The organism is Micromonospora mangrovicola, from assembly GCF_047200535.1.
GTDB lineage: Bacteria > Actinomycetota > Actinomycetes > Mycobacteriales > Micromonosporaceae > Micromonospora.
On the sequence record NZ_JBJZOG010000026.1, the window covers coordinates 58,386 to 72,373 of the forward strand.

The 13,988-nt window shown below is 69.6% G+C and carries 12 protein-coding genes; 7 read left to right on the forward strand and 5 right to left on the reverse strand.

The features are described from left to right. Window positions 1-139 precede the first annotated feature (139 nt). From ACL02O_RS13390 to ACL02O_RS13400, 3 genes are all read right to left on the reverse strand, one after another. Complete coding sequence (locus ACL02O_RS13390) at window positions 140-1,171, reverse strand: ABC transporter substrate-binding protein (protein WP_412818370.1); 1,032 nt, start codon at window positions 1,169-1,171, stop codon at window positions 140-142. A 151-nt stretch (window positions 1,172-1,322) separates the two neighbouring features. Further along, window positions 1,323-2,165, reverse strand: a complete 843-nt coding sequence (locus tag ACL02O_RS13395; RefSeq protein WP_412818371.1) for an ABC transporter permease — start codon at window positions 2,163-2,165, stop codon at window positions 1,323-1,325. Next, window positions 2,158-2,967 carry an ABC transporter ATP-binding protein gene (locus ACL02O_RS13400; protein ID WP_412818372.1) on the reverse strand — a complete coding sequence of 270 codons (810 nt, stop codon included), beginning with the start codon at window positions 2,965-2,967 and terminating at the stop codon, window positions 2,158-2,160. Before ACL02O_RS13400 ends, ACL02O_RS13395 begins: the two co-directional genes overlap by 8 nt. Before the next feature lie 122 nt (window positions 2,968-3,089). Between ACL02O_RS13400 and ACL02O_RS13405 the strand changes: the two genes are divergently transcribed. From ACL02O_RS13405 to ACL02O_RS13415, 3 genes are all read left to right on the forward strand, one after another. Beyond that, window positions 3,090-4,676 (forward strand): sensor histidine kinase, encoded by a 1,587-nt coding sequence (locus ACL02O_RS13405; protein ID WP_412818373.1) that lies wholly within the window; start codon window positions 3,090-3,092, stop codon window positions 4,674-4,676. After that, a complete protein-coding gene (locus tag ACL02O_RS13410) occupies window positions 4,673-5,362 on the forward strand; it encodes a response regulator (RefSeq protein WP_412818374.1) in 690 nt (229 codons plus the stop codon). The genes ACL02O_RS13405 and ACL02O_RS13410 overlap by 4 nt, the downstream gene beginning before the upstream one ends. Window positions 5,363-5,594: 232 nt before the next feature. Further along, window positions 5,595-6,953 (forward strand): APC family permease, encoded by a 1,359-nt coding sequence (locus ACL02O_RS13415; RefSeq protein WP_412818375.1) that lies wholly within the window; start codon window positions 5,595-5,597, stop codon window positions 6,951-6,953. Here ACL02O_RS13415 and ACL02O_RS13420 read toward each other — a convergent pair. Further along, window positions 6,880-7,347 (reverse strand): DUF2399 domain-containing protein, encoded by a 468-nt coding sequence (locus ACL02O_RS13420; RefSeq protein WP_412818380.1) that lies wholly within the window; start codon window positions 7,345-7,347, stop codon window positions 6,880-6,882. The genes ACL02O_RS13415 and ACL02O_RS13420 overlap by 74 nt on opposite strands. Between ACL02O_RS13420 and ACL02O_RS13425 the strand changes: the two genes are divergently transcribed. The 4 genes from ACL02O_RS13425 (at window position 7,274) to ACL02O_RS13440 (ending at window position 11,640) form a co-directional block, all read left to right on the forward strand. Then, complete coding sequence (locus tag ACL02O_RS13425) at window positions 7,274-7,450, forward strand: hypothetical protein (RefSeq protein WP_412818381.1); 177 nt, start codon at window positions 7,274-7,276, stop codon at window positions 7,448-7,450. The two genes, ACL02O_RS13420 and ACL02O_RS13425, sit on opposite strands and share 74 nt — an antisense overlap. A 95-nt stretch (window positions 7,451-7,545) precedes the next feature. Continuing rightward, complete coding sequence (locus ACL02O_RS13430) at window positions 7,546-9,792, forward strand: amylo-alpha-1,6-glucosidase (RefSeq protein WP_412818376.1); 2,247 nt, start codon at window positions 7,546-7,548, stop codon at window positions 9,790-9,792. A 232-nt stretch (window positions 9,793-10,024) separates the two neighbouring features. Continuing rightward, window positions 10,025-10,600, forward strand: coding sequence for a TetR/AcrR family transcriptional regulator (locus ACL02O_RS13435; RefSeq protein WP_412818377.1), 576 nt, complete (start codon window positions 10,025-10,027; stop codon window positions 10,598-10,600). Window positions 10,601-10,656: 56 nt separating this feature from the next. After that, window positions 10,657-11,640: a zinc-dependent alcohol dehydrogenase family protein gene (locus ACL02O_RS13440; protein WP_412818378.1), complete on the forward strand. Its 984-nt coding sequence runs from the start codon at window positions 10,657-10,659 to the stop codon at window positions 11,638-11,640. Between the two features lie 540 nt (window positions 11,641-12,180). Here ACL02O_RS13440 and ACL02O_RS13450 read toward each other — a convergent pair. Further along, window positions 12,181-13,203, reverse strand: a complete 1,023-nt coding sequence (locus tag ACL02O_RS13450) for an Acg family FMN-binding oxidoreductase (RefSeq protein WP_412818379.1) — start codon at window positions 13,201-13,203, stop codon at window positions 12,181-12,183. Window positions 13,204-13,988 lie beyond the last annotated feature (785 nt).

Here is a 13,988-nt window from a genome sequence, read left to right on the forward strand (position 1 = left end):
ACCTGTTGCGGGCCGACCGGCCGGAGGGCGCCGCCGGGGTCGGCGGCGCCGAACGAGCCTGCCCGACGATCGCGCTGGCCAGGTGGTCCGCGCCATCGTCGGGCAGCCTCTGTGCATCCGTCCTGCGGACGGGTCGGTGTCAACCGACCGCGGCCGCCTTGGCGAACTCGGTGGTGAACGTCTTGCTCAGGTCGATCTCGTCCTTCTTCGCCTTGACGTCCTCATTCGACGGGGCCAGCACCGACAGCACCGTCTCCGGGCCACCGTCGGGCATGACGCCGTCGGGGGTGAACATCGGCTTGGAGTCGTTGATGGCCTTTTGGTACAGCGCCGGGTCGGAGCCGGCGTAGTCGGCCGGCATCTTCGCGGCGACCTCCTCGGCGCTGTGGGTGTCGATGAAGTGCAGGGTCTTGACGAAGGCGTTGACCATCTTCTGCACGGCGTCCTTGTGCGCGTTGACGAAGTCGCACGGCATGTAGACCGAGGCAGCCGGGTAGAGGCCGCCGAGCGCGGCCCGGGTTCCCTCGACGGTGCGCAGGTCGAACAGCACCTTGGCCTTGCCGTCGTTGACGAGCTTGGCGATGGTCGGGTCGGTGGTCATGCCGGCGTCGATGCCGCCGTTGTCGATCGCCGAGATGAACGTCGTGCCGGCGCCCGCCTTGACCGTCGTGTACTTGGACGGGTCGACGCCGTTGCGGACGGCGATCGCCCGGGTGATCAGGTCGGTGGACGAGCCGGGGCTGGTGACACCCATCTTCTTGCCAGCGATGCCGGCGCCGGTGGTGAAGGTGTCGGCCTGGTCCGCAGCCACCATGATCGCCTCACCCGGTACGGCAGCGAACTGCACGACGCTCTCCACGCACTTGCCCTTGGACTGCAGGTGGATGGCGTGGTCGTAGAAGCCGACGACGCCGTCGACCTGGCCGGCGAGCATGACGGTCTCGGCGTCGGCGCCGGACGGCTCCGACTTGAGGTTGACGGTGATCCCGGCATCGTTGAAGTAGCCAAGCTGCTCGGTCAGCTTCGCCGGCAGGTAGATGACCTTGTCGAGGCCGCCCACCATGAGGCTGATCGACTCGGAGTCGGACTTTCCGTCAGACGCCTGGGTTTGGCAGGCGGCCATGCCCAGCAGCAGCGCCGGCAGCACCAGCAGCGCGAGTGGCTTGCGCATCCTTTGATCTCCTTTTGATGACACGGTGCGTGGGTGGGGGTAGTGCCGCGCCGGGTGTCGCGTCCGGCGGGCGTGCGCCGTCGACACGTCGCCGGTCGGCGGCGTGCTGGCGCGGGTCGGTGCGGGTGCGGTCTGGTCGGATGGTGCGGGGTCAGTGCCCGCCGGCCCGTGGCTGCCATCGGGTCAGCCGGCGCTCGACGACCGTGAGGACGGCCTCGGCGAGCAGCGCCAGCACCGTTGTGATGATCATGGCGGCGAAGATGCCGGCTGGATCAAAGGTGCCCTGCGAGTGGGCGATGAGCAGGCCGAGCCCGCGGTCGGCGCCGGTGTACTCGCCGACGATCGCGCCGATCAGCGCGAAGCCGAACGCGGTGTGCAGGCTGGCCAGGATCCATGACGTGGCGCTGGGCAGCACCACCGTGCGCATCAGCTGCCAGCGCGAGGCGCCCAGGATCCGGGCATTGTCGTCGACGACCTTTGCCACCTCACGCGCCCCTTGGAACGCATTGAAGAACACCCCGAAGAAGACCAGGACGAACGCGGTGGCCACCTTCGAGCTGACGCCGAGGCCGAACCAGATCACGAACAGGGACGCGAGCACGATCCGGGGGATGGCGTTGGCCGCCTTGATGAACGGGGCGAGCAGCTCGGAGAGGAACCGGGCCCGGCCGAGGATCACGCCCAGCGCGACGCCAGCCACCGCTCCGAGCGCGAAGCCGTACACCGCCTCCTGCAAGGTGTACGAGATCTGTGTCCAGATCGACCCGAACGGGGTGGTGTCGGTGAACCAGACGACGAGCTTGTGCCAAATCGCGGTGGGCTGGGAGTAGAAGAACGGGTCGATCCAGTACGTCGAGGCCAGCTCCCACGAGCCGAGCCAGAGTGCGACCAGGATCAGGCGGCCGGCGTACACCACCCACCGGCGGTCACGCCGCAGCTCGGCCAGCTCCTCTGAGACGGCGGTCCGCGTGCTCTCCAGCGCCAGGTCAGCCACGGGAGGCTCCTCTCTCTCGGGCGATCTCTACCTCTTCGCGCAGCGAGTGCCACACCTCGCGGTAGAGGTCGAGGAAGTGCGGGTCCAGCCGGATCTCTTCGACGTCACGCGGTCGCGGCAGGCTCACCGGAACGATCGTCTTGACCGTCGCCGGCGCGGCGGTCATCACCACGACCCGGTCGGCCAGCGCGATCGCCTCCGTCAGGTCATGGGTGACGAAGACGACGGCGGCACCGCTGCCGGACCACAGCCGCAGCAGTTCCGCCTGCATCAGCTCGCGGGTCTGCACGTCCAGCGCACCGAACGGCTCGTCCATCAGGATGATCTCCGGCTCGGTGATCAGCGTCTGGGCCATCGCGACCCGCTTGCGCATGCCGCCGGAGAGCTGGTGCGGGTAGTACTTCTCGAAGCCGGTCAGCCCGACCCGGTCGAGCCACTCCTGGGCTCGCTTGCGCGCCTGATCCTTCGGCACGCCCCGGTAGCGCAGTCCGAGCGCCACGTTGTCGGTGACGGTGCGCCACGGCAGCGTCGCCTCCTGCTGGAACATGTAGCCGACCGTGCGCGGGATCGCCGTAACAGTTACTCCGCCGACGGCCACCTCCCCTCCGCTCGCCGGTTCCAGGCCGGAGATCAGCGACAGGGTGGTGGACTTACCGCAGCCGGTGGGGCCGACGACGGTGACGAACTCTCCCGGGGCCACGTCGAGGGTAACCTCGCGCATGGCGGTGAAGGATCCACCGCCCGCGGCCGGGAAGACCTTCGTCGCGCGATCCAGCCGGATGGCGGGTGTGCTCTGGGTCATAGCGGAGGACCGTAAGGGTCTCAGCCAGGTTTCCGCGTGGTTACGTCCGTTGCGCGGTCAAGTCGCGTAGATCGTTTTTTGCGCGTTCTGCTCATGGCGTTTACCCAGGTAGCGTGTGCGCCGTGAGCCGCCGCCCCCTCCGCCTCGCCACGCAGACGATGCTGCTGCAGGTCGTCGTGGTGGCGGTCGTCGCGGCGGTCGGGTTCACCCTCGCCACGATCCTGCTCCGCCAGGAAATCGAACGTCAGTACGAGCAGCGGGCTCTCGCCATCGCCCGCACGGTCGCGCAGCGGCCCGGCCTCGGCGACGCCGTGGCCGCCGGGCGCCCGAACACCGACGGCGAGGTGCAGCGCTACGCCGAGCAGGTACGCGCCGCCACCCACGCGCTCTTCGTCGTGGTCGCCGACCACGACGGCATCCGGTACTCGCACACCGACCCGCGCATGATCGGCCTGCGGGTCAGCACCGACCCGTCCGAACCGCTCGCCGGCCGCGAGGTCGCCAATATCGAACGCGGCACCCTCGGCCCGTCTGCCCGGGGCAAGGTGCCGCTGCGCGACTCGAGGGGAGCCATCGTCGGAGAGGTCAGCGTCGGAATCCACGCCGACCGGATCACCGGCCGGCTCGATGAGCTGCTGCCTGCGGCCGGCCTCTTCACCGTCATCGCCCTCGGCGTCGGCGCCGGCGGGGCGGCCCTGCTCGCGGTACGACTCAAGCGCCGCACCCTCGGGCTGGAACCCACCGACCTGGCCGAACTCGTCCGCGAACAGGTCGCCGTCCTGGAAGGGGTACGCGACGGGGTGCTCGCGGTCGACGCCGGCGGGCGGGTGAGCATCTGCACCAACCAGGCTGCGCGCCTGCTGTCCCGGCCGGCGACTCCCGGCGCGCCCGCCGACGACGAGGTCCTGGCGCTGCTCGAAGACCGCTCACCGCTCACCAATGGTCTGCGCCTGGTCGGCAACCGGGTCGTCGTGGTGACCCGGCGGCCGGTCGAGCGCCGCGGGCAGAACCTGGGCACCGTCCTGACCCTGCGCGACAACACCAACCTCGACGACATGGCCCGCGAGCTGGAGGCCACCCGGGCGCTCACCGACGCGCTACGGGCCCAGGCCCACGAGCACACGAACCGCCTGCACGTGCTCGACGGGCTGCTGCATCTCGGCAACGTCGAGCGGGCCCAGGCGTACCTCCAGGACCTGGTCTCGACGACGGCCAGCGCCCCACCGGGCCGGGTCGGCGACCCCTACCTGGACGGGCTGCTCGCCGCGAAGACCGCCGCCGCCTCCGAGGCCGGCGTGGCCCTGCGGCTCGGCGACGACACCTGGGTGCCGGGGCGGTTGACCGCTCCGCTCGACGCGGTGACCGTGCTGGGCAACCTGATCGACAACGCGATCCGGGCCGCCGCCGCGGGTGCCCGGCAGCCCGGCTGGGTCGAGGTGAGCCTGCTTGCCGAAGATCGCGACCTGCACGTCTACGTCGCCGACAGCGGCGACGGGGTGCCGCTCGCGGATCCGTTCGCGCCGGGCGCTTCGACCAAGGACGAGCCGGGCAGCGGGCTGGGGCTGGCGCTGGCCCGGCGCACCGCCCGCCACCACGGCGGGGACGTCCGCCTGGGACCCGAGGCGCCCGACCGGGGCGCGGTCTTCGTCGGTGAACTGCCCGGTGTGCTCACGCCGACCCAACCGCTCAGCTGGGAGCCGGTGCCGTGATCCGGGTGCTGGTGGTGGACGACGACTTCCGGGTGGCCCGGCTGCACTCCTCCTTCGTCGACCAGGTGCCCGGCTTTCAGGCTGTCGGCGTCGCCCACTCCGCCGGCGCCGCCGTGGCGGCCTGCCACGAGCTCACCCCGGACCTGGTTCTGCTCGACCAGTACCTGCCGGATCGCCTCGGCAGTCACGTGGTCGGTGAGCTCGGCGCCGACATCATCATGCTCACCGCCGCGTCGGACGTCTCGACCGTCCGCACAGCGCTCGCCGCCGGGGCGCTCAACTATCTGGTCAAACCTTTTACCGCGGCGCAGCTGACGGCCCGGCTGGTGGCGTACGCGCGCTACCGGACCCACCTCGCCGGGACCCGCGGCCTCGGCCAGGCCGAGATCGACCGGGCGATGGCGCTGCTGCACGATGGTGACACACCGACGGCGGTGCTGCCGAAGGGCCGCTCCGTGGTGACCGCGCAGCGGATCCTGGAAGCGGTACGCCGTGCGGCCGTGCCGATGACCGCCATCGAGATCGCCGAGGCGACGGGGGTGTCCCGGGCCACCGCCCAGCGGTACCTGGCCGACCTGGCCCACGGCGGGAAGGTCGAGTTGAGCCTGCGGTACGGCTCAACCGGCCGGCCCGAGCACCTCTACCGATGGCGCGGCAGCGCGAGCCCGACACCCGGCAGTCGATAGGCCCCGGCGCGGCAGTCAGCGTGATCCCGCCCAGTTTTCTGGTCACCCGGCCCAGCGAGCCCGACTCACCCGGCCCAGCGAGCCCGACGCGCCGCCGAACACCGCCGCCGACCTCACCCAGCCCTCGGTGCCGAAGGCCCTGCCCCATGCCGCGGTGGGCAGGCCCGGGCCGACCACTACCGTTCGCCGTGCGCGATGATCGGTTCGCGGAGCACCCGACGGAGGAAGCGCGATGAGTACGACGACCCAGGTGCTGGACGCCCCCCGCCGCGGCTCGATCGGGCTTCTGTCGTGTGTGGCGTTCGCGGTGGGCACGATGGTCGGCGCCGGTGTCTTCGTGCTGTCCGGTCTGGCCGTGCAGCGGGCCGGACCCGCGGCGACGGTGTCGTTCGTCCTGGCCGGGGTGTTGGTGCTGCTCTCCGCGCTGTCCTTCGCGGTGGTCGCGAGCCTCGCGCCGCCCGGGGGCTCGGGCTACGCGTACGTCAGAACGGCGCTGGGGGCGCGCGTCGGCTTCCTGGCCTCGTGGGCGTTCTGGCTCGGTGGGGTCATCGGTGTGGCGTTCGTGCTCAACGCGTTCGGCAGCTACCTGCACGACTTCTTCGTCCCCGCGCTGCCGGCGACGCTGGTCGCCGTGGTCGCCGTGGCGCTGGTCGCCGTGCTGAACATGGGCCCGGCGAGCCTGATCGGCCGCGCCGAGACCGCGCTGGTCGCGGTGAAGGTGGGGATCCTCGCCCTGCTGGTCGTCTACGCCCTCGCGCACCTCGGCCGGGCCCACTTCACACCGTTCCTGCCGCACGGACCCGGTGCCGTCGTCACCACCAGCGGAATGCTGTTCATCGCGTACCTCGGGTTCAACGTCGTGACCAACATGGCCGGCGACGTGGACCGGCCGCAGCGGACGATCCCGTTGGCCATCCTGATCAGCATGGCCCTCGTCGCGCTCATCTATATCGGCGTCGTGATCGCCCTGCTGGCCGGCGGGATCAGCAGCTACGACGAGGCCAGCGTCGGCACCGCGGCCCGGAACCTGATCGGCGGCTGGGGCGGCATCCTGATTCCGATCGGGGCGCTGATCTCCACCCTGTCGGCGGCCAACGCCAACATGCTCGGCTCGTCCGAGATCATGGTCCGCTTGGCCGCGGACCGGCAGGTCCCCACCGTCGCCGGCCGGTTGTGGCACGGCCATCCGGCGGTGAGCGTACTCGCCGCATCCGCGACCGCAGTCGTCCTGCTGTCCACCGGCGACATCCAGGCGATCGTGGCGTTGGGCAACGTCGCAGCGATCATCGCGATGGTGCTGGTCAACGCGGCCGCCGCCCGCGCGCAGATCACGCCGGGCGCGGGTGGGATCCGGCTGCCGGTCGGACCGGCGCTGCCCGTTCTCGGTGCGCTCGCCGCCCTCGCCCAGCTCGTCTTCATCGGCTGGCGCGCGACGCTGCTCGGGCTCGCCCTGGTCGCGGCGGGGCTCGGCCTGCACGCCCTGCGAGGCTGGTACCACCCGGGCCACCACGCCACCATCAGCGACCACCTGCGCCGCAACGCCGGACCTGCCGGGCGGGCCCTGCGCCGACGGGCCGCCGGACGGGCATGACAGCTCGTCCCCACGCGGTCCGAGCTACCGGCCCCGGCGAATTCTGGCGTCGGCGGACGGATCTGTGAGGTGCCAGAAACTGGGACACTCCCGTGAAGGTGGTGGTCCATGGCCTCGCAGAGCTGGCCACGGGTGTCTCCGCAAGGCTCGCAAGGTAGTCACCCGATCCCATCCGCCATGGCCGTGCGCCCGCAACTCCGTGGAGCAGCGCGTGGACATGTTGGAGACGCGCGACATCGAAATCAGCTCGTACGGCAATCTGCCACCCAGCGCCAGCGAGCGGTGCGACGGCTTCGATCTCCCGGCCGACGGTGCCCACGGTGCAGCGCAAGCGGGCGTCAGGAAGCGCCAGGTCCGCCGCTGGCCGCTGGGTCAATGTCGTGATCGGCTCCACGATCTTCGGGTGGACCGTATCCTGGTACATGATCCGCGAAACCACCGGCACTGCTGTCGATGACAGCCAAGTCGGCAGTCCTCACCGAAGCGGCATCCATTGAACGACTTTCGCCAATTGGGTGCCAGGTGATTGAGACGTGCCGCCGAATGGCATGAGTCGGATTTCGATGATCTCCCCTCACCCGGAGGTGCTGTCGTGGCTACCAGCGACCGTCGACCCACCCCGGCCGACCCGACTCCTCACCTGACGCCCGCGGCTGAGATTCCCAGCCGGTTGGCGCGGAGCCTGCCGCCCGAGTTGGGGCCGAACGCGGTCGCGGTGCTGCAGTCGCGTACTTTCATGTACTCCGACGCGGTCGGCAACGTTGCCTCCGGCTCGATCGGCGGGCTCGTGCACGAGGACACTCGTTTCGTCGATCGCTGGGAGTTGACCCTCAACGGCGTACCGCTGCTGGTGCTGAACTCGGGTGAGCTGCAGCCGTACGCGGCGGCGTTCTTCCTGACCAACCCGGAACTGCCTGGCCTGCCGGCCAACCACCTCGCGGTTCGCCGGCAACGATTCGTCGACGGCGGTCTGCACGAGCGGATTGCGTTGCAGAATTTCACCGGGGAGCAGGTGCCGGTACAACTTCGCCTGGCGGTGGGCACCGACTTCGCGGACTTGTTCGAGATCAAGGAGACGGTCCGGAACCGGTCGGCGCAGATCACCCGCGAGCATGCCCCGGACGGCTCGCGCCTGGAGTTCTCCTATCGCAACGAAACGTTCGAGGCGCGCACCACGATCGACGTCGACCCGCCAGCCAGCCAGGTGGACGCAGACACACTCGTCTGGGACATCCGCCTGGAGCCGAACCAGGAGTGGCAGTGCGAGCTACACGTGCCACTGCGGGTGGGTACCGATGAGCTGCGACCGCCGGCCCGGACGTTCGACGATGTCTTTGTCCGCGGCGCGTCCGACCGGACCGCCCGGTGGCGGGCCATCCTGCCGGTACTGAGCACCGACTACCTGCCACTCCTCGCGGTGTGGGACAAGACGATTAGGGACCTTCACGCGCTGCGGATCGAGGTACGACGGCATGAGCCGCCGCTGGGCAGACCGGAGTTGTTGCGAGAGAACATCGGGCTCACCATTGCCGCTGGTATGCCCTGGTATCTCGCTCTCTTCGGCCGGGACATCTTGATTGTTTCCTACTGCTCGATGGCCTGCATCAGCCCACGAGCGGCGCGAGAGGCTCTGCTGTCGCTCGCCGCACAGCAGGGCAGCAAGGTCGACGACTTCACCGACGAGGAACCGGGCAAGATCATGCACGAGGCGCGCAGCGGTGAACTGACCCAACTCGGCCTCAAACCGCACCGCCCCTACTACGGCACCGCCGACGCGACCCAACTGTGGCTGATCCTGCTCTCCGAGTACTGGCGGTTTACCGGCGACGACCAGTTCATCCGCGGACTGCGGGACCACGCGTACGCCGCGCTGCGGTGGATCGACGAATACGGGGACCACGACGGCGACGGGTATGTCGAATATGCCACCCGGTCACCGCAAGGGCTGGGTAACCAGTGCTGGCGCGACTCATGGGACGGGATACGGTTTGCGGACGGGACGATCCCGGTGCTGCCGATCGCCACCTGTGAGATCCAGGGCTATACCTACGACGCGAAACTGCGGCTCGCCGAATTGGCGGACGGCCCGCTGGAAGACTCGGCGCTGTCGCGGCGACTGCGCACCGAAGCCGACGAGTTGTGCGACCGGTTCAACCGCGACTATTGGATCGAAGAGCGGGGCGGCTTCTACGCACTCGGGCTGGACGGCGACAAGAAGCAGATCGACTCGATGACCTCCAACATGGGCCACCTGCTGTGGAGCGGCATCGTGCCACCGGACCGGGCAGCAGTCATCGCCCGCCACCTGATGTCCGACCAGATGTTCTCCGGCTGGGGCGTACGCACCACCTCCACCGCCGAACGCGGTTACAACCCGATCGGCTACCACCAGGGCACCGTCTGGCCGCACGACAACGCCTTGATCGCCCACGGTCTCGCCGGCTACGGCTTCCGACAGGAGGCCAACCGGATCATCATGGCCATGCTGGAAGCCGCCAGACACACGAACTACCGGTTACCCGAAGCATTCTCCGGCTACGACCGCTGCTACAGCGAGGCCCCTGTGCCGTACCCGACCGCCTGCAGTCCGCAAGCCTGGGCGACATACGCGCCGGTGCTGTTCATGCGTACCATGCTCGGCCTCGACGTCCGAAATGGCGAACTCGTCCTGGACCCCGACATCCCCGAGGAGATCGGCCGGATCTCGCTGGCCAACGCGGCGGCTTTCGGTAAGCCGTGGAACGTGGAAGCTGTCGGCACCGAGGGGACGGTACGCCGTGCCCAAGGCGCCCTTCCCTCCCCGCCCAAGGTGGCGGACATCTATCAGCGCGGCGCGTAGGACGTCGGGCTCGGCTGCCCGTCCGTCACCCCGCGGCACAGCCTTGACCCGATTCTCGGGCAGCGGCTCGACGACCGGCGGTTGAGCAGCTTGAGCCGGTTGATGTTGCCGCTGGGTGTCCGTGGGTGCAGGGCTGATGCGCGCCGGGGGGCTGGTCCGGTTCTCGAGCGTGATGGGGGCTACATTGCCCCCCTTAATCGAACGGACTAGTCTGTTCGATTAAGGGGGGGTCATGGCGACGAAGACGAGGAAGACCAACACAGAGGAGCGAATCCTCACCACGGCTGCGGAGCTGTTCTACGTCAACGGGCTGCGTGGCGTCGGCATCGAGCAGGTCATCGCCGAGTCCGGGGTGGCCAAGTCGACGCTGTACGCGCACTTCCGCACCAAGGACGAGTTGGTGGCCGCCTACCTGCGGCGGACCGACGACTCCTGGATGGCGCAACTGCAGGGCGCTGCGGCACGCGCCGGAGACCTGGCCGCGGACCGGCTGGTCGGGCTCTTCGACGCGCTTCTGGACGCCTTTGATCGGCATGGCTTTTTCGGCTGCCCCTTCGTCAGCGTGGCGGTCGAGGCGCCGCTGGACTCGGAGGCCCGTGCGATCACGGTGCGTCACACCGTGCGCCGACAGGCATGGCTGACGGAGTTGGCCACCCAGGCCGGCGCGGGTGACCCGGTTGCACTCGCCCGACAGATCGGGCTCCTGATTGACGGCGCGCTGGCCTCAGGCCGGCTGTCCCAGGACCGAACGGTGGTGGACGAGGCGAAGGTGGCCGCCCGGTCGCTCGTCGCCCAACACACGTCCTGACCGGGAACACGCTTGTTCACGTCAATCACATCAGAACTGGAAGACGAGGTCGCGTCATGCGCGTGGTAGTGCTCAAGGAATTCGGTGGCCAGCTGGTCCTGGACGACATCGAGAAACCCGTACCCGGTCCCGGACAGGTATTGGTGCGAATCGCGGCAAGCGGTGTCAACCCGCTGGATACCAAGATCCGGGCGGGTAAGGCCGCTCACGCCCAGAACCGCCTGCCGGCCGTGCTCGGCCTCGACCTGGCCGGTGTCGTAGCGGAGGTTGGCCCGGAGGTGACCGGCTTCGCCCCGGGCGACGAGGTGTACGGACTCACCGGCGGCGTCGGCGAGCTTCAGGGGTCGCTCGCCGAGTACGCGGCCGTGGACGCCCGGCTACTCGCCCGCAAGCCGGAGCCGCTGAGCCTGCGCGAGGCCGCAGCGCTGCCGCTGGCTGTCATCACCACATGGGAAGCGCTGGTGGACCGGGCGCAGGTTAGGACGGGCCAGCAGGTGCTGATCCACGGTGGGGCCGGCGGCGTTGGGCAGGTGGCCATCCAGATCGCCCGCGCCCGCGGTGCCGAGGTCTTCGCCACCGGATCGCCCCGAAGCCTGGAGACCATCGCGCGGCTCGGAGCGACTCCGATCGACTACACCACCACCCCGGCTCAGGACTACGTCGCCGAGCACACGGGTGGCGAGGGCTTCGATGTGGTTTTCGACACTATCGGCGGCGCCACCCTTGATCTGTCCTTCACCGCGGTCCGCACCTATACCGGCCACGTCGTCAGCGCCCTGGGCTGGGGCACCCACGCCCTGGCGCCGCTATCGTTCCGCGGTGCCAGCTACTCCGGGGTCTTCACCCTGCTACCGATGCTGACCGGCCGGGGGCGCGAGCACCACGGGGAAATCCTGCGCGAGGCTAGTGCGCTGGCCGACGCGGGAGCGCTGAAGCCACTGCTCGACCCCCGAAGGTTCACCCTCGCCACCGTCGCCGACGCCCACGCCGCCGTGGAGGCTGGCACCAGCACCGGCAAGATCGTGATCGACGTCGAGTAATCAGACCCCTCCGCCCAGCCCTTTCGCAAGGCGTGGTGTCCTCGTCGGTTCGCGGTGTGGCGCCTCTTCCCGGCGCCCACGGAGTTCATCGCCGGGGACATGCGCAGTTGGTTCCAACCGCGCACGTCCCCGAGCTATCGGACGAGCCGGTGGCCCGTCCATCTCCACCATTCCGGCCGGCTGACCCGCGCCCCGATGCAGCCGGCCCGGAGCGGGCCGGCCAGGTCCCGGCCGCCCGACACGGATGGCGGCCGTGGCATGGGGGAAGCGGGTGCCGTCATTGCCGTTGCCGCTGGACACGACGAACGCCAGGACCCGGCCAGCGCCGTCGCAGGCAAGATGAATCTTCGTGGTCCGTCCACCCCGAGATCGACCGAGGGCGTGATCTTGTGTTCGCTCGTTTCTCGGCGTCCCCTTCGGCGCCGACGTGGACGCCGACCGCGTGGACAGCCTCGCCGAACGGGCCGCGGCACGACTGGGGTGAGTGCGGGACACCGACGGCCTGTTGTTCGCCCGGCGAGACCATCAGCCGCCCGGCGGTCAGGGCACGATGACCTCGTCCAGCGAGCGCCGCGGTGTCGCCAGGACCGGCATCGACGGGTACCCGACCCGCAGTACGGTCTGCAGGAACGATCCGCCGGCGGGGTCCGCGAGCAGCCCGCGTAACCGGGGCACCTCCACGACCTGGCTGAGCGGCGTCGCGGCGAGACCACGGATCGTCGCGGTGAGCAACAGTCGCTCGAGCGCCGATCCCGCCCGGACCCAGTCGGCGCGGGTATCGCCCCCGGTGAACAGCAGAATCATGGTGGGATCCGGCTCGAACCGCGCGGTGGCGGTGGGGGCGGCGTTGCCGAGGCTGAAGTCGCGTAGCGGGATCGCCCGCCGTGCGTCGCGCGGGCCGAACGCCTGGCGCGGTACGCCGTCGCGGCGACCGACGCCGCCCGGCGTCGTCCACGCCGCCAGCTCCGCCCGGTAGGCCGGATGCTCGCGCATGGCGTTGTCCGCTGTCCGGACCAGGCTCAACACCGCGGAACGCAACTCGCCATCGGCCACCAGGAGCGTGGCGCCCTCCCGCTCGGCGGCGACGCCGAGTTCCGTGAGGACCGCCGGGGGCACCGGTTGATCCTGATACGGGCGGCGGTTCGTGTGTCGCAGCGGAATCGCCCCGGCGAGCGCCGCCACCGACGGCGTAGGTGCTTCGTCAGGCCCGAGCTGCACGCGTGCCACCAGCTCCGGCCGGGCGGGGTCCGGCATGAGTGCGACAACGGGTTGCCGGCCGTGTGCCCGCACTGCCACGCGCAGGTTGAACAGGGCGGCGCCGACGCTAACAAGCATCTCGCGGCCATCGTGGTCCACCGCGGTCAGTCGGCGAGTCGTGTCGACCATCACCTCTAGGACGCCGTCGCAACCTCGGAAAAGCCACGGTTGCGTGTTGTGGATCGACGGCGCGGCAACGGCCGCGGCGATGCACTCGCGCAGCGCCTGACCGGGAGCGCCGTCCTCCTGGCACCAAACACGGTCGGTCATGCCGTCAGCCTCACGCTTTCTCCGACAGGCCCCCACGGTCGAACGACCCTCTTTCCACAGGCCGAAAGACCCCGAGCGAACCGACAGTTCACCGCTGACGGGCCGAACCGGCTCTGGGCCGCCGACGCCACCCGCATTCCCTGCGGCGAGGGCGTGTTCTGGCTGGCCGCGGTCCGCGATGCGTTCTCCCGCCGGATCGTCGGGTGGAAGACCTCCGACCGCTGCGACACGACCTGATCCTCGCCGCCTCGAATACGGCATCCGATCGCGCGATGTCCGCGACGGCCAGTGATCCAACACAGCGACTGCGGGTCGAACTACACGTTCTCCGCTTCGGAGAACGGTTACAGGACAACGGAATCCTGCCGTCGATGGGCTCCGTCGGCGACTCGTTCGGCATACGAGACCGCCTGGCACACCCGCCAGCACCCAGCCGAGCCAACAATCGCCCACCCCTGCACCGGCCGGCAGCAGGTAACCACCGCTCCATCAAAGCGCGGGAACTCAGGACTCAATCGGGCCAGCCAATGTTGCTACTCCTGCTCAAGCGCTGTGCCAAGTTGACCCACGACAGAGATGTTGGGGTCCATGATCTCTTAGACATCGAGGTTGGTGGAGTTCTGGCATGCCGCTGATGGGGCGCTGCCGGTGGGGAACCGTCTTGCGCCGGGGCGGCGTGGTGGGCCATAGTCGTTCCATGATCTCGTATCGGAAGGGCGGCGACGCCCTGGCGCTGTGAGCGCCCCCACGCGGCGCAACTCCGCCGCGAAACCTCCACAGGCCGTTCGCAGCGGCAACCCTCACGACCTGTGGCAGCAGGC